Here is a 17,237-nt window from a genome sequence, read left to right on the forward strand (position 1 = left end):
TCCATCGCACGTTGGACTCGCAGGAACTTCATTAGCAAGTCCGAGTACCAAGCAAAACGGGGTAGAATAGGCGGGATCAAGTCGGGCGAGAAGCGCCGACAGGCGCGCGAGGCCCAGATAACGGAGGTATTCGGATGAGTGCTCGGGACCCCCGGCCACGCTTCGACAAGAATGGCCGGCCACTTACCGCCGCCGAGGCAGCGGAGCTGCTGGGCATGTCCGCGCGAAACGTCCGGCGCCTACGAGCAGAACCGCGCAGTGCGGTGATCGAGCGAGAGGCCGCTTGCAGGGAGCGCGCGGCCGCCCTCCGAGCCGAGGGCAAGTCCTACCGAGAGATAGCCGACGAAATGGGCGTGAGCACGGGCACCGTCGGTCACCTCTTGCATGAGCACCGCAAACAGTCTGAAGCGCCGAGGAAGTGCTCAAGCTCGCCGCTTCAGACTGTTTATGGTGACGACGCCCTCGCCGCACAAGTGCTGGAGCTTCTGCCCACCAGAGGCGTCCACGCCCTGGGGATCGCTTCGGTGACACGGAGCGGTTCTCGAATCGCGACCGTCGGCGCCCCGCTGGCCGCGACATTTGAAATTGGATCAATCAATAAGGGCATCACGGGGATGCTCTATCTCGATGCCATCGAACGCGAAGAGGTTCTTCCGACAACGACGCTCGGTGAACTGTTCGAGCTGCAGGGCTTCGGCGCGGCAGGCATCACGTTAGAAGAGTTGTCCCAGCACAGGTCAGGCCTGCCAGCACAACCGATGGGGATGACAGATATAGCTCGCATCATCATCAGGACGATCCAGGCAAGGAATCCCTTCGACGGGAGGACCCTCGTCCACCTTGTTGAAGATCTGCGCCGTGTGCCGATCGGAGCGAAGGAGCCTGCTTACTCAAATCTGGGGTTTGCGGCCCTCGGCCACGCGCTCGCTGCCGCTGCCGGAATGGACTATGCCGAACTGCTGCGGGAGCGCATTGCGAGACCCCTCGAGCTGGGACGCTTCTACATACCAGCAGAGGGCCAAGCGGCACTGGATGAGCAAGCCGTACAGGGCAAAGACAAAAACGGGCGGCCGCAGCAGGCATGGACCGATCTGCAATATGCGCCTGCCGGTGGTATTCGAACTGACGTGAAGAGCATGGCGAAAGTTGCGCGGGCGCTGTTGACCGGTCTCGCACCGGGCGCCGCCGCTCTTAACCCAGTCGCTGCCTTCTCGACTGACGGGGCAGACCGCGTGGGCGCGGGATGGATGACCTCTCGAATCGAGGGACAAACCATCACCTGGCATAACGGACGTACCGGAGGATTCTCGAGCTGGATCGGCTTTGATCGCGAGCAAGATCACGCGCTCTTCCTCGTCGGAGCCACAACCCTCGCCCTCGACGAGATCGGCGAGACATTGTTGCTGAGCAGCTGACGTGTTCGCACATACACGGTACTGCCGGGGCCTCGGTAGTGCAGTGGGTGCTGTTGCAAAGTTGGGCTAGGGTCGAAAAGCCCAACCTCAAGACATTAGTTGTCCTTGCTCCGGGGTGCTTAAGCTGTCTCGAATATCCGGCTGACGATCACCGCGTCTGGGTTCGGGTGCCCGTAGGCAAACATCGTGCCCTGGCCTTTCCGTAATGAATGCATCGCTTCCATCCCTTTCAACGTCCGGTAGGCAGACGTCCGAGTGTTTCGACCACGTGTTTAGTAACGGTGTGGTGAGTATCGGGTAACGCCCGGGTGGGTATCGAGTAACACCCGGGCGGCCCCGCCCGGGCTCCCCTGGAGAACTCCTGGCGGGGGAGACGTGTTGGGGCTCGTCGGCTACCTCGCGCACCTCCCTGATGAAGTCGGACAACCGGTCAATACGGTGATGCTGCCGGTACCAGATATAGCGATCCGGGCTATCACCCGTGTAGAAGGGGCTGCGGCTGAACCGGTGGGCGAAGTTCGGGTCGTGGTCCAAAAACCCGCCCAGGGTCCGGCTTGTCGCCGCCAGAAGCGCCGTGTTGGGCGATTTCCCGTCCTTGTCCGCGTAGACAGGTTCAATCAGCCAAAAACACTGCGCTTTGCCGCTTAAGCGGTTGATGCCCACCCAGGCCGGCCCGAGACTGCGGGTGACGAGCTGGAAGAGTTTGCCCCGTAACTCCTCGGACAGGTTGATGGGTGGCCTCCCTGACTGCCGGGCTGGGGATACCGGTTGCGGAGATAATAGAGATCAGCGAGCACGGCATGGAGCGCCACCTGATGGTGGAGGACACCCTCGCGTTCCGGGCCATGCGCGACTTCCTGGCGGATCCGCACGGGATCGCGGAGTACATGGCGGACTGGGCGGAAGGGGAGCTAGTGTAGCGTTCGAACGTTCGTGTCGGGGTGGTGTTATACGGTGTGCGCCATGACAGCGACACGCGAACAAGCGGACGAACTTCTCAAGGGCATCGCGGGGCCCCTCGCCTCGCTGCGCGACGACCAGTGGACGGCCATCGATTCCCTTGTCAACCAGCGCAAACGCACGCTCGTGGTGCAACGCACGGGTTGGGGGAAATCGGCGGTGTACTTCATCGCCGCGAAGCTGTTGCGCGAGGCGGGCGAAGGCCCATCCATTATCGTCTCGCCCCTGCTCGCGCTGATGCGCAACCAGGTCGAAGCGGCCGCACGCGCCGGCATCCGGGCGGCCACGATCAACTCCGCGAACATGACGCAGTGGGAGGAGATCCAGGCGGGTGTCGACGACCTGGACCTGCTCCTGATCAGCCCGGAACGCCTCAACGCCCCGGGTTTCCGCGAGGAGGTGCTGCCGCAGCTCGCGCGGTCCGTGGGCATGCTGGTTGTGGACGAGGCCCACTGCATCTCCGACTGGGGGCACGATTTCAGGCCGGATTACCGGCGCATTGCGTTGCTTATCAGCGACCTGCCGGCGAACACCCCCGTCCTCGCCACCACCGCGACGGCGAACGACCGCGTGGTGGCCGACGTGGTCGCTCAGCTCGGGGAGGGCACCGGCGTGCTCCGCGGCGGGCTGGACCGCGAATCCCTGTCACTGAACGTGGTGCGTTTGAGTGACCCCACCCAGCGCGCCGCTTGGATCGCGCAGTACCTGGCGCAGGTTGAAGGCTCCGGCATCATTTACTGCCTCACCGTGGCCGCCGCGCACGACCTGGCGGAGGCGCTGGAGACCGCCGGTTGGAACGTGGCCGCCTACACCGGCCGTACCGAGGCGGAGGAACGCGAGCGCCTCGAGCAGGCGCTGATTAACAACGAGTTGAAAGCCCTGGTGGCCACCTCGGCGCTCGGCATGGGGTTTGACAAGCCGGACCTCGGTTTCGTGGTGCACCTAGGTGCGCCGAGCTCGCCGGTGAGCTACTACCAGCAGATCGGCCGCGCCGGGCGCGCCACCGACCACGCCGAGGTGGTGCTGTTGCCCGGCCCGGAAGACCAGCGCGTGTGGGAGTACTTCGCGTCCGTGTCCATGCCGGAGGAGCCAGTGGTTAAGCAGCTGCTGGGGGCGCTCGGTGACGAGCCGGTGTCCACCCCGAAGCTGGAAAACGCCGTGGATTTGTCGCGCTCGCGCATCGATCAGGCGCTGAAGGTGCTCGACGTCGACGGTGCGGTGCGCCGCGTCAAAGGCGGCTGGGTTGTCACTGGCGAGCCCTGGGCCTATGACCACAAGCGCTACGACGGCCTGGCGGACGCCCGCGGGCGCGAACAGAACCTCATGCTGGCCTACGAGACCACGGACGCCTGCCGCATGGTGTTTTTGCGCAGCGAGCTGGACGATCCAACGATCGGGCAGGGGGAGCGCTGCGGGCGCTGCGACAACTGCACAGGCAACCACCTACCCACGGACGTGGATCCGGCGCTCGCCGAGCGCATAGACGCCCGCCTGAAAGCCCCCGGTGTGCCACTCAGCCAGCGCAAGATGTGGCCGACGGGCTCCGCCCGACGCGGCAAAATCAAAGGCGTTCAGGCGGGCAAGGCGCTCGGCCGGCTCAACGACGTCGCCCGCGGCCCCGCCCTGGCTCAGCTTCTGCGCGACAACGCCTACCGTCCCGCCACGAACTGGCGCGACGACCAGTGGCTCACCCGCTTCGTGGCGGTGCTGGCGGACTGGGACTGGGACACACGCCCTGCGACGGTGATCGCGCTCGGGTCGGCGGATCCGGCGAGGGCGGAGATGGTCGCCTCCACCGCGGAGGCGCTCGCCCGCGTCGGACAGATGTCCTACGGCGGGGCAGTGCGCGCCGGGGAGACCGAGGTTCAGGCGCGTAACTCCGCCTTCCGCGTCAATGCGCTGGACCGGTACTTCGACTACTCGGGGCTCGACGTGGGCGAGGGCCCGGTGTTGCTGCTTGCCGGCGAGGTGGATTCCGGTTGGTCGGTCACCGTTGCCGCAGCCGATATCGCCGAGCGATTCGGTGTGGAGGTGCTACCGCTGACGTTCGCCTCGCGCGCGTGACGTCCTCGCTGCTGTCTGCGCAACGGCCGAGCCGAGCAGGATGAGTAAGCCGAGAGGGATGAGGTACAGAAACAGGTTGATGACCGGCAGCGACATGCCCGCCTGGTACTCCTCCCAAAAGACGTGGCCGGTGGAGCCCAGGCCCACAAGTAGGCAGGCAGTGGCGATCCAGACGGCCACGGTGGTACCGCGCTGCGCGCGGGTTGCGCGGGTGTATGCGGCCGCCCAGCCGACAGAGCCCACGCTTGTCAGAACGACAACGCCGATCCCGATGAGGCATGTTGTGGCGTGGGTGAGCCTGTCACCGGCGAGTCCGATCCCCGCGACAAACGCGCCCGGCACGGCTACCACGGAAGCGAGATACGCCCAGAGAATGCTTCGAGGAGACATGGTGAAGAGCATAGGAAAGTGCTCTGGAGGCGTGCTGACGGAAGACGTAAAGCAGTGTGGATAAGTGGTCAGTTATACAGCCTGGGTAGGGGCTACATTGTCCACTCGAGTGTACATTTCGTGGTTGTCAAACGTCGTGGTCAACCGAGTTATCCACCTATATCGTCACTATCTGAGAGTGTGAAAATATACAGCCTAACCAGGGGTAACGGGTTCTTGTCTAGGGGGTCAAGAAGGCGAATCCACACAAATTCCACACCACAAACCCCAACCCTGTGGAAAACTCACCCGCACATTTCCCAATTGTTCACAGCCCCTGTGGATAACTCGGTTTGCGGTTTGCGTTACGGGGTAGTCTCATACACACAGCGAAAGGGGAGACCATGGGTGCAGACGACAGCTTCGACGACTACGTGCCGCCGCCGGAACCGGCCACAGACTACGGAGATTTCAGCGACTCCGACTTTGAGGCGTTCCAAGGCAACAATGGCAGCTCGAAGGGGCGCGGCGGGCGGGGCGGCAGCTCGTCGAGAAGCAACCGCTACTCCAACTTCAACCGCGGCAACAACGAGCTGCAGGAGTACCGCACCCCGCCGCACGACGAGCTGGCGGAGCGCTCCGTCATCGGCGCGATGCTGCTCAACCCGGACGTCATCTTGGATGTGGCGGAAAGCCTGCGCCCGGACGACTTCTACTTCCCGGCGCATCAGTTGATCTACCAGGCGGTGCTGGACCTATTCGCGCAGGGCAGCAACATCGACGTGCTGATCGTCGCCGGCCGCTTAGACCGCATCAACGAGCTCGAGCGCGTCGGCGGCGCGCCGTACCTGCACACGCTGATCTCTGAGGTGCCCACGGCGGCGAACGCCCGCTACTACGCGGAGATTGTGGAGGAGAAGTCGATCCTGCGCCAGCTGGTCAACGCCGGCACGCAGGTGGTGCAGCTCGGCTACGAGGGCGAAGAGGGCATGGAGGTCGACGCCATCGTCGACCATGCCCAGCAGAAGGTCTTCAACATCACCCGCAACCAGTCGGGCGAGGATTACCGCCCGCTGTCGGACCTGCTCAAGCCGACAATCGACGAGCTGACCATGATCGCCTCGGGCGGCGCGCTCGAGGCGGGCGTGCCCACCGGGTTCATCGACCTGGACAAGCTCACCAACGGCCTGCACGCCGGCCAAATGATCATCATCGCGGCGCGACCGGGTGTGGGTAAGTCCACGCTCGCGCTGGACTTCATGCGCTCGTGCTCCATCCACCAGAACAAGACGTCCGTGATCTTCTCTCTGGAGATGAGCGCCTCCGAGATCATCATGCGCATGCTGTCCGCGGAGACGGAGATCAAGCTCTCGGCGATGCGCTCGGGCCAGATGGAGGAGCGTGATTGGGAGAAGCTCACCCACCGCCTCACCGAGATTCAGGACGCGCCGCTGTTTATCGACGACTCGCCGAACCTCACCATGATGGAAATCCGCTCCAAGGCGCGCCGCCTGAAGCAGCAGCACGGCCTGGACCTGATTGTGGTGGACTACCTGCAGCTGATGAGCTCCGGCAAGAAGGTCGAGTCGCGCCAGCAGGAGGTCTCGGAGTTCTCCCGCCACCTGAAGCTGCTCGCCAAAGAGCTCGAGGTGCCGGTGATCGCCATCTCTCAGCTCAACCGTGGCCCGGAGGCCCGCACCGACAAGCGCCCGCAGCTGGCTGACCTGCGTGAGTCAGGCTCGCTGGAGCAGGACGCCGACATGGTGTTTCTGCTCTACCGCCCGGACTCGCAGGACCGCGACGACGAGCGCGCGGGCGAGGCCGACATCATCGTGGCGAAGCACCGCGGCGGCCCGATCGACACCATTCCGGTGGCGCACCAGCTGCACTACTCGCGCTTCGTCAACATGGCGCACGGCTAGTTAACCTGCCCTATGAACAGTTAGGCATGGCTTTCCAACGGTGACACGCTGCGGAAACGCGTTTATGCTTCAACAGCACAACGCAAAAGCTGCAAAGGAGAAAGCCATGACCGTGCGTTCCATGAACGGCCCCGCCGCCTGCGCGAGCACGGTGGCCAAGCTCGACCCGAGCATTACCGTCGCCAAGACGGGGGAGAACACGCTCCTGCTCAACCTGCCGCGCAACATCGAGGAGATCGACAAGGCGACGGAGGACAAGTCGCTGCTGTCGCGCATCACGCGCTTCTTTGCTTAGCGACGGGCTCCGCCTGAACTACGCAATCGCCACCCCACGCTGCTCAGGCAGCGTAAACGCCGCCGCGCAGGCCAGCGCGAAGGCGGCGGCGAACACGCCGAACACCGCCGTCGAGCCGCCGAAGGCGAGCACCGGCGGAACCACCAGCGGCGCGAGAATTGAGCCGATGCGGCCGAACGCCGCGCCCGCGCCCGTGCCGGTTGCGCGGATAGCGGTGGGGTAGAGCTCCGGGCCGATCGCGTACAGCGCACCCCACGCCCCAAGGTTGAAGAAGCTGAGCAGGCAACCCGCAGCGATGATCTGCCACTCCGTGCTGGCCATGCCGTACGCGAACGCAGCAATCGCCGAGCCCGCGAGGAAACTCGCCAGCGTGGTGCGGCGGCCCCACCGCTCGATGAGCCAGGCGGCCGCGGCGTAGCCGGGCAGCTGCGCCAGGGTGATGATCAGCGTGAAGGTGAACGAGCGAACCAGGGAGAAACCCTGCTCCACCAGCAGGGACGGGATCCAGATGAACGCGCCGTAGTAGGACAGCGACACGCAGAACCAGATAGCCCAAAATGCGGCGGTGCGCCCGCGCAGCTCCGGGCCCCAGATACCGCCATCGACGGGGTGTTCCTGGGCTGGCGCGGCGGTGTCGTACTGCGCGGGGTCAGCCTCGGCCTCGAACTCGCGGACGATCCGTTCGGCTTCGTCGTGCCGCCCCGCTGACTCGAGGAAGCGAACGGATTCCGGCAGTCCCATGCGCACGTAGATGGCGTACATCGCTGGCACCGCGCCGAGCGCGAAGCCCCAGCGCCAGCCGTTGTCGCTCTGCGCGACCACGAAGGTGCCGATCACGGCTGCCATGATCCAGCCCACGGCCCAGAACGCCTCCAGCAGCACGACCATGCGGCCGCGCACCTTGCGCGGGGAGAACTCGCTGACCAGCGTGGACGCTACCGGCAGTTCCGCGCCGAGGCCGAGGCCCACAAGGAAACGAAACACCATCAGCGACGCCACGGACCACGCTAGCGCTGAGGCGCCTGTGGCCAGCCCGTAGAGCAGAAGTGTGGCGGCGAAGACCTGGCGGCGGCCGATCTTGTCCGCCAGCAGGCCACCCAAGCTCGCGCCGATTGCCATGCCGACGAAACCGATCGAGGCGATCCAGCTGGTCGTGGTGTTGTCCAAGTTCCACTGCACTGCTAGCGCGGCGAGGATGAAAGACACGAGGCCGATATCCATCGCATCCAGAGCCCAGCCGATGCCGGAGCCGACCAGCAAGCGTTTGTGTTTTGGGGTGACCGGCAGGCGGTCGAGGCGCTCGGTGCGGGTGAGCTGATCGGGAGAGTTCATGCGGGGGAGTGTAGAGCGCGCCGCACCGCCCTTCACCCGTTAATATTCACGGCCGCCCGCCCGTGCCTATCCCGCCACAGAGTTAAACGCCCGCAGGCGCAGCGAGTTCGACACCACGAACACGGAGCTGAACGCCATGGCGATACCCGCGAGCATCGGGTTGAGGAAACCGAGCGCGGCCACGGGGATGAGGATGACGTTGTAGGCGAACGCCCAGAACAGGTTGCCCTTGATCGTCTTCAGGGTCTTGCGCGACAACCTGATCGCGTCGGCCGCGGAGGTCAGGGAGTTGCGCATCAGCGCGATGTCCGCGGCCTCGATGGCCACGTCCGTGCCCGCGCCCATGGCCAAACCCAGGTCCGCTTGGGCGAGAGCGGCGGCGTCGTTGACGCCGTCGCCGACCATGGCCACGTGCTTGCCCTCGGCCTGGAGGCGCTTGACCACGTCCACCTTGTCCTCCGGCAGGACCCCGGCGGTGACGTTGGCGGGGTCGATGCCCACCTCAGCCGCGACGGCCTGGGCTGCGCCGGCGTTGTCGCCGGTGAGCAAGTGGGGCGTCAGCCCCAGCTCGCGCAGCTGCGCAACGGCGTTGGCGGAATCCTCCTTCACGGTGTCGCGCACCGCCACGAGCCCGGCCAGAGCGCCGTCCACTTCGACCGCTACCGGGGTCGCCCCGGCACGCTCGGCGTCCTCGAAGGCGCTGGCCAGCCCGCCAAGCGGCACGGAGGGGCGGCCGACGCGGACCGGGTGGCCGTCGATACGCGCGGACGCTCCCTTGCCCACCTCATTTTGGAAGTCCTCCGAGGCCGGCACCTCGCTGGCCGCCTCCACGATCGCTCGGGCGATAGGGTGCTCGGAGCCGGCCTCCACGCCGGCGGCAAGCCGCAGCACCTCGTCGGCGTCGAAGCCGTCAGCCGCCACGACGTCCGCGACCCCCATCTCGCCCGACGTGATCGTGCCGGTCTTATCCATGACCACCGTGTCCACCTGGCGGGTGGATTCGAGCACTTCAGGGCCCTTGATCAACAGCCCCAGCTGGGCGCCGCGGCCGGTGCCCACCAGGATCGCGGTCGGGGTGGCAAGGCCCAGCGCGCACGGGCAGGCGATAATCAGCACAGCCACCGCCGCGGTAAACGCGTGGGCGACGCCGTGGCCCACGAGCAGGTGCCCGGCCAGCGTCACCAGCGCAACCAGCACCACCACGGGCACGAAGACCTGCGAGATCTTGTCCACCAGCCGCTCCACCGGCGCCTTGCCGGCTTGCGCGTCGCGCACGAGCTTGCCCATCTGCGCGAGCGTGGTCTCGGCGCCGACGCGGGTTGCCTCCACCACCAGGCGGCCCGAGGTGTTCAGCGTCGCGCCGGTGACCGCGGAGCCTTCCGAGACTTCCACGGGCACGGACTCGCCGGTGAGCATCGATTCGTCCACCGCCGAGTGCCCGGACACCACGCGCCCGTCCGTGGCGACCTTCTCGCCCGGCCGCACGATGAACCTGTCGCCCACCGCCACCTGGGCAATCGGCACACGCACTTCCTTGCCGCCCCGGATCACCGCGGCGTCCTTGGCACCCATGTCCAACAGCTCGCGCAGCGCCTCGGAGGACTGCCCCTTCGCCCGCGTCTCAAACCACCTGCCTAGCAGCAGGAACGTGATCACCACACACACGGACTCGAGGTAGATCTCGTCCATGCCCGCGTGTGACGGGAAGATCGACATCTCCATGACCATCCCCGGCTCGCCCGCGTTGCCGAAAAACAGCGCCCACACGGACCACAGGTACGCCGCGGACGTGCCCAGCGTGATCAGCGTGTCCATCGTCGCCGCGCCGTGCTTCAGGTTCACCCAGGTCGCGCGGTGAAACACGCTGCCCGCGGCGAAAAACACCAGCGTCGCCGCCGCGAACGCCGCCCACTGCCAGTTGGTGAACTGCAGCGCCGGCACCATGCTCACCAGCATCACCGGCAGCGACACCAGCGCCGCCCAAATCGTGGTGCGTTTCAGCTTTTCGGCTTCCTCCAGGCGCGCGCCTTCGAGCTTCTCGCTTGTCGACGCCCCTCCGGCCCCCGCCGCCTCACCCCCTACGGCGTCATCAGTCATTTCGAACGCGTCGTACCCGGCGGAGCGCACTTCGTCGATAAGCAACTGCGACGACGCCTTCGCCGGATCGAAATCGACGGCGGCGGTCTCGGTGGAGTAGTTCACCGAGGCGTCCACGCCATCGAGCTTGTTAAGTTTGCGCTGCACACGCGAAGAGCACGACGAGCAGGTCATCCCCGTCACGCCCAGCTCGACGTGCTGCAATGCTATGGGGGTTTCAGTCATAACCCCCAGCCTAGGCCTGGTTTAGGCCAGTGTGTAACCGGCTTCCTTCACCGCGGCCGCGATGTCGTCGGTGGAGAAACCGTCACCCTCGACAGTGACCGTTCCGGTGGTGTGGTCCGCCTTCACAGCGGTCACGCCCGCGACCTCAGAGATCTCCTCCTGCACGCTCATCTCGCAGTGCCCGCAGGTCATGCCTTCAACGTTGAACTCGCGTCCGGCCATGGTGTGTCCTCCTTAAATCTCGATTACGTAGCCGGCGTTTTTCGCCGCCTGCACTATATCTTCGTCGGCGAAGATGAAGCCGACAACTGTGAGGTGCCCGGCCTCGAGGTCCAAATCCACCTCGTGGGTGCCGTCCACCAGCGACAGCTCGTCTTTGAGCGAATCGACCGCGACTTCGTCCTTCGGGCCCGAGATCCGGTACGTCTTCGTCATGGCTGCTGCACGCCTCCTGGTTTCCACTCGTTCCAGCCCGGCCTGGAATAGCTCGGACATTGTTAAGGTTGTACCCGTTGCAATCCCTACAACAATAACCAAAAGCTTTAAGGAGTGTACTTTGAGCACGATCGATGTAACCGAGGACACTTTCCAGGAGACCGTCACCCAAGACGGCATTGTGTTTGTGGACGCATGGGCAGACTGGTGCGGCCCCTGCAAGCAGTTCGCGCCGACGTACGAGAAGGCCTCCGAAAAGCACACCGACGTCACGTTTGCCAAGCTTGACACCGAGGCCAACCAGCAGCTCGCTTCCGCCCTGGAGATTCAGGCGATCCCGACGCTGATGGCGTTCCGCGACGGCATCCTGATCTTCCAGAACGCAGGGGCCTTGCCTCCGGCCGCGTTCGACGACCTTGTCCAGCAGGTCAAGGACTTGGACATGGACGACGTTCGCCGCCAGATCGCCGAGCAGAACGCCTCCGAGCAGTAAGTTTTTTATTCAGCGCCCGCAAGACGGGCGCTTTTTTCATGCGTACACTTGCCTCACGACGAACCCCACCACCGGAAGGACACTCCAATGGCGAACCCGTTTAGCAAGGGCTGGAAGTACCTCATGCAGTCGTTCGACACCAAGATCGACCAAAATGCAGACCCGAAGGTGCAGATCCAGCAGGCCGTCGCAGCCGCGAAGGAGCAGCACAAGGCAGTCTCCGCGCACGCAGCCAACATCATCGGCAACCGCAACCAGCTGCAGATGAAGATGGAGCGCCTGATCAAGTCCCAGGAGGACCTGCAGAACAAGGCCCGCACCGCCCTGCAGGCCGCGCAAAAGGCGGAAGCTGCTGGCGACGCCGAGAAGGCGCAGCAGTTCAACAACGCCGCCGAGGTCATCGCCACCCAGCTGGTGTCCGTGGAGCAGGAGCTCGAGCAGACCAAGCAGGCCTACGCCTCTGCCGACCACGCCGCCAAGGAAGCCCAGGCGAAGCAGCAGCAGTCCGAGGCGAACCTGAAGGAGCAGCTCTCCCAGGTGAGCCAGCTCGAGTCCCAGCTCAACCAGGCCCGCATGCAGGAGCAGACGGCCAAGACCATGGACTCGATGAACCAGTTCAACGACGACAACGTGCCCACCCTCGATGGCGTGCGCGACAAGATCGAACGCCGCTACGCCAACGCGCTGGGCCAGCAGGAGTTGATGAAGGACTCCATGACCGACCGAATGGCCGAAATCGAGTCCGGCTCCACCGACGTGGCAGCCGCCAGCCGCCTGGACCAGATCCGTGCATCCATGTCCGGCGAGCTCGAGTCCGGCTCCGGTGCGGGCGCGGATGCCGCTGACCGCCAGCTCGAGGCGGGCTCTGGTGAGGGCTCGCAGGGTGAGGCCGCTGACCCGGCCGCCGACGCCGCCGAGAAGCGGTCCGGCAGCTCCCGCCGCGTCGTCGCCGATGCCTCTAGCACCGACGCCTCTAGCACCGACGACATCCTCGCCGACGCCGAGAAGTACATGCGCGACGAGGACTAACCGCCTCCAACTAGCAGATCACAAACGGTCGCCTGACAGATTACGGCGGCCGTTTGTGCTGACCTGGGGGTCTGGGGGCCGCCTGACAGATTCCGCCGCGAAGTGTCGGCGCCTTCCGCCAGATTTGTTCACTCGCCCTGGCCCGCACAGTGAACAGATGCCCATTTGGACGAGTGATTAATTCACTCTGCCCAGGTCGCCGACCCCCGGGTTGGAATCTATTCACTCGCCGGGTGAACAAATCCGCGTAGAGCATCCGGATCGCACAACGAAGCGGCGCCCCGAAGGCCGAAAACCCCGGGGCGCCGCGAAAGCCGGAAACCGCTTTAGTTCTCCCGGTGGATGTTGATGAGTACGCCGCGGATGCCGGAGTGGAACCCGTCGCGAAGATTCACGCGCTGGGTTTCGGACAGGGTGTACTCGTGCAGGGTTTCGCAGGCGAACTGCAGCAGTGGCCTATCGATCTCCGGGGGCAGGCCGCCGCCGGACAGGAGGTGGGCGTTGTCGCGCTGTTCGCTGGAGGCGGCGTTTTCGAACCACCAGTTGGCGTACTGCTGTCCCACGTCGTAGGGGGTTTGGAAGCCGGCGGAGGTCCACACTTCCTCGGGAAGCGGCACGTAGCGGGAGCGCAGCTTGCGGCGCGGGGCCATCATCGACGGCTTCGGCGCAGGTTTGGGCCCCGGCTTCGGCGCACTTGCAGACGCGTCCGAGTTGGCGCCGGAGAGCGACGCAGGCGACGGCTTCGCGCCTTCGGCGGGGGCCGATGGAGCCGGTGTCGACGGGCGGTCCGGTTCGCTGGAGACGTTCTGGTTGCCGGGCTTGTTCGACTCGTTGTTGGCCTCCACCTGCGCCTCGGACGGCTCGTCCATCTCCGGTTCGTCCGGGCGGTGGGTGCGCTGCTGCGAGGTCGGGGTGCCCACGATGTCGGACGGCTTCGGCGCTGCAGGAGTGGCAGCAGGTGCTGGCCCCGGCTTCGGGGCGGACTGAGCGGGCTCCCCGTCCGAATCCGAGCCGTCCCCCGAAGCCCCCGACGCCCCAGCAGCCTCGGACACCGCGTCCGGCCCGAGCGGGTCCGGGCCCAGCCCTGGAACCGCGGTGGGGCCGTCCGCCTCTTCGAGCGGAGCAGCGTCGTTAAGCGGGCGCTCCCTGATGCTCGGCGGGAGCGGGCCCTCGAGCACCTGGAGGCGCATGGCGTCTGCGAAGTCTTCGCGCGGGTCGAGGATGGTGGTGCTGTCGCAGGCGTGGCGCAGGGCGGAGGACATGGAGTCCCAGCCGAAGCCGTAGAGGTGCATGCGCGCGCCGCGGCTGGTCACTTCCTCGACGCCGGGGATCATGTCCGCGTCGCCGGAGACCAGCACGAAGTCGGTGAACTTCTCGCTCACGCCGTTGACCACTAGGTCGGCGACGAGGCGGGTGTCCACGCCTTTTTGGGTGCGGCGTTCGCCCCATTCGATGAGCTGGCCGGTGCGCAGTTGCACGCCGTCGCAGGTGCGAAGGGCGCGCTGGTAGCGGTGCGGGCCGGAGTCGGGGATGCCGTCGTACCAGAACTGGCGGTGGATGGGTTGGTTGAGTTGGTTGGTGATCATTTTGCCGAGGGTTGCCACAACCTCCGGCAGGTCAATTTCTAACTGTGCGCGGGCGCCGATTTCCCACGAGTTGTAAAAGCTCGCGAGCAGGTATGACGTGTCGACGAACACAAGTGTGCGTTCAAGCATGGCTCCTAAATTCCGATTCTTTTTCGTTACTAAGTTGAGTTACACGCACCATCTTGCCTGAAAAGCCTCAGTCATTCCACGTCGTTATGGTCACGGTTTCCTGCGAACCCGTTGCGCTCGACAGATCGCCGTGATAGTTAGTTACTCGAGTAACTAACTAATCAACTGGAGGGCAGGGCATGAACACTGATGCAGAGCCGCTCTTCGTGCAGATCGCCAGTTTCGTCGCCGACCTCATTGTCGACGGCACCCTGAAGCCCGGCGAGCAAGCACCGTCGACGAATCAGCTCGCCCAGTTCCACGAAATCAATCCCGCGACGGCGCGCAAGGGGCTCGCATTGCTTGTCGACGATCACGTGCTGGAAAAGCGCCGCGGCCTGGGCATGTTCGTCACCGACGGGGCCCGTGACCGGATCCTGGCCAAGCGCCGCGAAGATTTCGCTGGCAACTACATCGCTCCGCTCATCGACGAAGCCGTCCACCTGGGATATACCCGCTCCACCCTTCACGAACTTATCGACCGCGTCGCAGAAAGCAGAGGCATGTACCAATGACAATCCACACCCGCGACCTCACACGCAGCTTCGGCTACAAGATTGTGCTCGCCGGCGTCGACCTGGATCTCGGCCCCGGCATCCACGGCCTGCTCGGCCGCAACGGCGTGGGAAAATCCACGCTGCTGCGCATCCTGTCCGGTCAACTCAAACCGACCTCCGGCACCGTCGAGGTGTTCGGCGTGCGCCCCTTCGACAACGCCTTTGTCATGGACAACACCTGCCTGACCGGTGTTGATACCGCCTACCCGGGCTCGTGGTCCGGCGCGGACGTAATCAAGGGTGCGCGGTTGCGCTACCGCACCTGGGACCAGCAGCTTGCCGACGCGCTGACCGCCGACTTCGCCATGGATCAGGCATTGGAAACCCGCTACGGGAAGCTCTCCCGCGGCCAGCGTGCCATGATCGCCATCGTTATCGGGCTTGCTTCCGGCACCGATCTTCTGCTCCTCGACGAGCCCTACGTCGGCCTAGACACCCACAACACCGAGGTGTTCTACCGCCACCTGCTGGATCAGGCGGACACCGGCCGCACCATCATCATGGCCACCCACCACATCGAGGACGCGGCGAAGGTACTGGATACGGCGGTGATTCTGGGGCGTGAGGGGGTCGTCGTCAAGCAATGTGCTCCCGAAGCCGCCGACGACTTCGCGGTTGTAGGAGGGGAGCTTTTGCCTATCGACGACGCTCCGCGCCGCGCCCGCCCCGCCCGCTTCGACGACCTCATCGAGCACTACCTGGAGGTGTACTGATGAACACGACCTTGCCCGGATTCTTCCGCCACCAGTTCGTCGCGCCCTCGCTGTACAGGTTGCTGTGGATGGTGCCGCTGGCGGCGATGTTCGCACTCGGCGCGACGATTACGGACCACCCGCTTACTGCGGTGATGACGCCTTCATTTGTGACCCTCTTTGTGATCGGTGCGCTCTCGACGGAAGAGACGGCCTACGCGGCCTACGGTATACCGCGGGATCGGCGGCTACGACTGGCCGCGATGGCAGTGGTGCCGGCGGTGGTGATTGGCGCGGCCGTCGCGTTGCTGCTGCGGACTGATTGGGTTGGAGTTGTGGGCGCCTTGGGGGCGCTCGCAATGGGGCTGCTCATGGGGCAGCGGTTTGTCGCCGGAGAGGTGCCGGAAGGGCGCGAGCGCGTCCGCGGGCGGCTGGGGTCTGGTGGCTTCCTTGTCGAACTGGTGTGGAAACCGCAGCTGCTGTGGGCTTTGGGTATCGCGGCGGCGCATTACGTGACGCTGTACCTGGCCAGCTTCATCGGTTCTGAACCGCTCGGAGCGTGGATCGGGGCCTTGCCGTTGTTGGTTTGGTACGGCGTGTATTGCATGCACGGCTCGGGGATCGCCGGCCCGGACGTCGGCGCGAGCTACGGGGTACCACGGCGGCGTTGGCTCGCGGTCTCGTTCGCGGCATCAGTCGTGTCGGTACTGCTCTACACAGTCGTTGTTGGTGTTGTCTCAAGTTTGAGCTGGGCCGCGGTGGTGGTCGGGGCGGCAGGTGCCTTTGCCTGCGCTGTGCTGGGGTCGGCCATAAAAGTCCGGCGCAGTGATATGGGGCTGTTGCCGGCGATGTTCTTGGCCATCCCCATCTCGCGCGCGGCGGAAGAGGCGTTCTTTATGGACGGGTATGTCGTGTATTGCCTGGGCGTATCGGGGCTGTTGCTGCTCATCGGCGTTGGCATGCACTGCGCGTATTTGGGTGGCTATATGAACCCAAAGCGGGCGCATAAGAACATATAAAAATGGTATCTGTGCTGCGGGTTTGTGTTGTGTGTGGGGTGTGTGTAACTTATATCGAGTCAGCGAGACCGACAACGCCCCGCTGGAGAGACTGATTGCAGGTTCTCTGGTTTGTGTGGCGGGCAGGAAAACAATCGCTGGCGGATTCCAAAGTCACTTGAGGCTGGCTCACTGTGTGTGGGTTGGTTTGGGTGTGCTGGTGTTGTTTGAGAACTCGATAGTGTGCCAATGTACTTTTGTTGCGTGGGTGTGTTTGCCTGCCTCGTTTTGTGCACTGTGTGGTGCGTGCCGTTGGGTGTGTGCCGGTGGTGGCGTGGTTGAATTCCAATGATGGATCGCGTCATCGTTTTGGTTCAGTGTGCGTGGGGTGTGGTTGAACATGTTTCACGTATTTTTGGCCGACCCCTGGTTATGACCCCGTCGGGTTGGGGGTTGGTTGTTGAACCTTTGTAATTTTTGGATTTTGCCAGTCACTGATGCTCATGTTTGTGGGTGTTGGTGTTTGGTTTGTTTTTGGTTGGGTTTGGGCTTTTCACGGCCTGTTTCTTTCTGAAACGTTTTTGTGGAGAGTTTGATCCT

16 protein-coding genes and 2 pseudogenes are annotated in these 17,237 nt (G+C 64.5%); 10 read left to right on the forward strand and 8 right to left on the reverse strand.

The annotated features are described in order from the left end of the window. Nucleotides 1-134 precede the first annotated feature (134 nt). Nucleotides 135-1,415 (forward strand): serine hydrolase, encoded by a 1,281-nt coding sequence (locus tag QP996_RS02850; protein WP_284871115.1) that lies wholly within the window; start codon nucleotides 135-137, stop codon nucleotides 1,413-1,415. Between the two features lie 119 nt (nucleotides 1,416-1,534). Here the strand turns inward: QP996_RS02850 and QP996_RS02855 are convergent. Together QP996_RS02855 and QP996_RS02860 are read right to left on the reverse strand one after the other, a co-directional pair. Further along, a pseudogene (locus tag QP996_RS02855) lies at nucleotides 1,535-1,669 on the reverse strand (IS6 family transposase); the annotation flags it as partial. Nucleotides 1,670-1,880: 211 nt separating this feature from the next. Continuing rightward, nucleotides 1,881-2,078: pseudogene (locus QP996_RS02860) on the reverse strand (replication initiation protein); the annotation flags it as partial. Nucleotides 2,079-2,149: 71 nt separating this feature from the next. Between QP996_RS02860 and QP996_RS02865 the strand changes: the two are divergent. Both QP996_RS02865 and QP996_RS02870 read left to right on the forward strand, forming a co-directional pair. Next, the gene (locus tag QP996_RS02865; RefSeq protein WP_070844522.1) at nucleotides 2,150-2,335 is read left to right on the forward strand and encodes a hypothetical protein; all 186 of its coding nucleotides are present in this window, start codon (nucleotides 2,150-2,152) and stop codon (nucleotides 2,333-2,335) included. A gap of 43 nt (nucleotides 2,336-2,378) precedes the next feature. Beyond that, nucleotides 2,379-4,439, forward strand: a complete 2,061-nt coding sequence (locus tag QP996_RS02870; RefSeq protein WP_284871116.1) for a RecQ family ATP-dependent DNA helicase — start codon at nucleotides 2,379-2,381, stop codon at nucleotides 4,437-4,439. Here QP996_RS02870 and QP996_RS02875 read toward each other — a convergent pair. After that, nucleotides 4,410-4,829, reverse strand: coding sequence for a hypothetical protein (locus QP996_RS02875; RefSeq protein ID WP_284871117.1), 420 nt, complete (start codon nucleotides 4,827-4,829; stop codon nucleotides 4,410-4,412). The genes QP996_RS02870 and QP996_RS02875 overlap by 30 nt on opposite strands. A 383-nt stretch (nucleotides 4,830-5,212) precedes the next feature. On the opposite strand from QP996_RS02875, the gene dnaB reads away from it, so the two are divergent. Both dnaB and QP996_RS02885 read left to right on the forward strand, forming a co-directional pair. After that, nucleotides 5,213-6,730 carry a replicative DNA helicase gene (dnaB, locus tag QP996_RS02880; RefSeq protein WP_284871118.1) on the forward strand — a complete coding sequence of 506 codons (1,518 nt, stop codon included), beginning with the start codon at nucleotides 5,213-5,215 and terminating at the stop codon, nucleotides 6,728-6,730. 106 nt (nucleotides 6,731-6,836) lie between these two features. Further along, nucleotides 6,837-7,025 carry a hypothetical protein gene (locus QP996_RS02885; RefSeq protein ID WP_070844554.1) on the forward strand — a complete coding sequence of 63 codons (189 nt, stop codon included), beginning with the start codon at nucleotides 6,837-6,839 and terminating at the stop codon, nucleotides 7,023-7,025. Between the two features lie 18 nt (nucleotides 7,026-7,043). On the opposite strand, the gene QP996_RS02890 is transcribed toward QP996_RS02885, so the two are convergent. The 4 genes from QP996_RS02890 to QP996_RS02905 all read right to left on the reverse strand — a co-directional run bounded on the left by QP996_RS02890 (nucleotide 7,044) and on the right by QP996_RS02905 (nucleotide 11,174). Beyond that, complete coding sequence (locus tag QP996_RS02890; RefSeq protein WP_284871119.1) at nucleotides 7,044-8,357, reverse strand: MFS transporter; 1,314 nt, start codon at nucleotides 8,355-8,357, stop codon at nucleotides 7,044-7,046. A 66-nt stretch (nucleotides 8,358-8,423) separates the two neighbouring features. Then, complete coding sequence (locus QP996_RS02895) at nucleotides 8,424-10,679, reverse strand: heavy metal translocating P-type ATPase (protein ID WP_284871120.1); 2,256 nt, start codon at nucleotides 10,677-10,679, stop codon at nucleotides 8,424-8,426. A gap of 21 nt (nucleotides 10,680-10,700) precedes the next feature. Beyond that, nucleotides 10,701-10,901: a heavy-metal-associated domain-containing protein gene (locus tag QP996_RS02900; protein ID WP_070472157.1), complete on the reverse strand. Its 201-nt coding sequence runs from the start codon at nucleotides 10,899-10,901 to the stop codon at nucleotides 10,701-10,703. A gap of 12 nt (nucleotides 10,902-10,913) precedes the next feature. After that, nucleotides 10,914-11,174 carry a transporter gene (locus QP996_RS02905; RefSeq protein ID WP_284871121.1) on the reverse strand — a complete coding sequence of 87 codons (261 nt, stop codon included), beginning with the start codon at nucleotides 11,172-11,174 and terminating at the stop codon, nucleotides 10,914-10,916. 61 nt (nucleotides 11,175-11,235) lie between these two features. Here QP996_RS02905 and trxA point away from each other — a divergent pair, with 61 nt between their 5' ends. Both trxA and QP996_RS02915 read left to right on the forward strand, forming a co-directional pair. Continuing rightward, nucleotides 11,236-11,607 carry a thioredoxin gene (gene trxA, locus QP996_RS02910; RefSeq protein WP_194561128.1) on the forward strand — a complete coding sequence of 124 codons (372 nt, stop codon included), beginning with the start codon at nucleotides 11,236-11,238 and terminating at the stop codon, nucleotides 11,605-11,607. 87 nt (nucleotides 11,608-11,694) lie between these two features. Beyond that, nucleotides 11,695-12,636: a PspA/IM30 family protein gene (locus QP996_RS02915; RefSeq protein WP_284871122.1), complete on the forward strand. Its 942-nt coding sequence runs from the start codon at nucleotides 11,695-11,697 to the stop codon at nucleotides 12,634-12,636. A 326-nt stretch (nucleotides 12,637-12,962) separates the two neighbouring features. Here QP996_RS02915 and QP996_RS02920 read toward each other — a convergent pair whose 3' ends face one another. After that, entirely contained in the window at nucleotides 12,963-14,351 is a 1,389-nt protein-coding gene (locus QP996_RS02920) for an NYN domain-containing protein (protein ID WP_284871123.1), read from the reverse strand. 179 nt (nucleotides 14,352-14,530) lie between these two features. Between QP996_RS02920 and QP996_RS02925 the strand changes: the two genes are divergently transcribed. From QP996_RS02925 to QP996_RS02935, 3 genes are read left to right on the forward strand one after another with little or no spacing between them, the layout of a single operon-like run. Then, complete coding sequence (locus QP996_RS02925; protein WP_284871124.1) at nucleotides 14,531-14,905, forward strand: GntR family transcriptional regulator; 375 nt, start codon at nucleotides 14,531-14,533, stop codon at nucleotides 14,903-14,905. Next, entirely contained in the window at nucleotides 14,902-15,660 is a 759-nt protein-coding gene (locus QP996_RS02930; RefSeq protein ID WP_284871125.1) for an ATP-binding cassette domain-containing protein, read from the forward strand. Before QP996_RS02925 ends, QP996_RS02930 begins: the two co-directional genes overlap by 4 nt. Then, a complete protein-coding gene (locus QP996_RS02935; RefSeq protein WP_284871126.1) occupies nucleotides 15,660-16,658 on the forward strand; it encodes a hypothetical protein in 999 nt (332 codons plus the stop codon). The genes QP996_RS02930 and QP996_RS02935 overlap by 1 nt, the downstream gene beginning before the upstream one ends. The last annotated feature ends 579 nt before the right edge of the window (nucleotides 16,659-17,237 follow it).

This window comes from Corynebacterium sp. MSK008 (assembly GCF_030232585.1).
Classification (GTDB): Bacteria; Actinomycetota; Actinomycetes; order Mycobacteriales; family Mycobacteriaceae; genus Corynebacterium.

What these genes read in the sequence shown, in the direction of transcription:
- QP996_RS02850 (WP_284871115.1), top strand. Translation starts at nt 135, where the DNA reads ATGAGTGCTCGGGACCCCCGGCCACGCTTCGACAAGAATGGCCGGCCA.
- QP996_RS02870 (WP_284871116.1), top strand. Translation starts at nt 2,379, where the DNA reads ATGACAGCGACACGCGAACAAGCGGACGAACTTCTCAAGGGCATCGCG.
- QP996_RS02875 (WP_284871117.1), bottom strand. Translation starts at nt 4,829, where the DNA reads ATGTCTCCTCGAAGCATTCTCTGGGCGTATCTCGCTTCCGTGGTAGCC.
- dnaB (WP_284871118.1), top strand. Translation starts at nt 5,213, where the DNA reads ATGGGTGCAGACGACAGCTTCGACGACTACGTGCCGCCGCCGGAACCG.
- QP996_RS02885 (WP_070844554.1), top strand. Translation starts at nt 6,837, where the DNA reads ATGACCGTGCGTTCCATGAACGGCCCCGCCGCCTGCGCGAGCACGGTG.
- QP996_RS02890 (WP_284871119.1), bottom strand. Translation starts at nt 8,357, where the DNA reads ATGAACTCTCCCGATCAGCTCACCCGCACCGAGCGCCTCGACCGCCTG.
- QP996_RS02895 (WP_284871120.1), bottom strand. Translation starts at nt 10,679, where the DNA reads ATGACTGAAACCCCCATAGCATTGCAGCACGTCGAGCTGGGCGTGACG.
- QP996_RS02900 (WP_070472157.1), bottom strand. Translation starts at nt 10,901, where the DNA reads ATGGCCGGACGCGAGTTCAACGTTGAAGGCATGACCTGCGGGCACTGC.
- QP996_RS02905 (WP_284871121.1), bottom strand. Translation starts at nt 11,174, where the DNA reads ATGTCCGAGCTATTCCAGGCCGGGCTGGAACGAGTGGAAACCAGGAGG.
- QP996_RS02915 (WP_284871122.1), top strand. Translation starts at nt 11,695, where the DNA reads ATGGCGAACCCGTTTAGCAAGGGCTGGAAGTACCTCATGCAGTCGTTC.
- QP996_RS02920 (WP_284871123.1), bottom strand. Translation starts at nt 14,351, where the DNA reads ATGCTTGAACGCACACTTGTGTTCGTCGACACGTCATACCTGCTCGCG.
- QP996_RS02925 (WP_284871124.1), top strand. Translation starts at nt 14,531, where the DNA reads ATGAACACTGATGCAGAGCCGCTCTTCGTGCAGATCGCCAGTTTCGTC.
- QP996_RS02930 (WP_284871125.1), top strand. Translation starts at nt 14,902, where the DNA reads ATGACAATCCACACCCGCGACCTCACACGCAGCTTCGGCTACAAGATT.
- QP996_RS02935 (WP_284871126.1), top strand. Translation starts at nt 15,660, where the DNA reads ATGAACACGACCTTGCCCGGATTCTTCCGCCACCAGTTCGTCGCGCCC.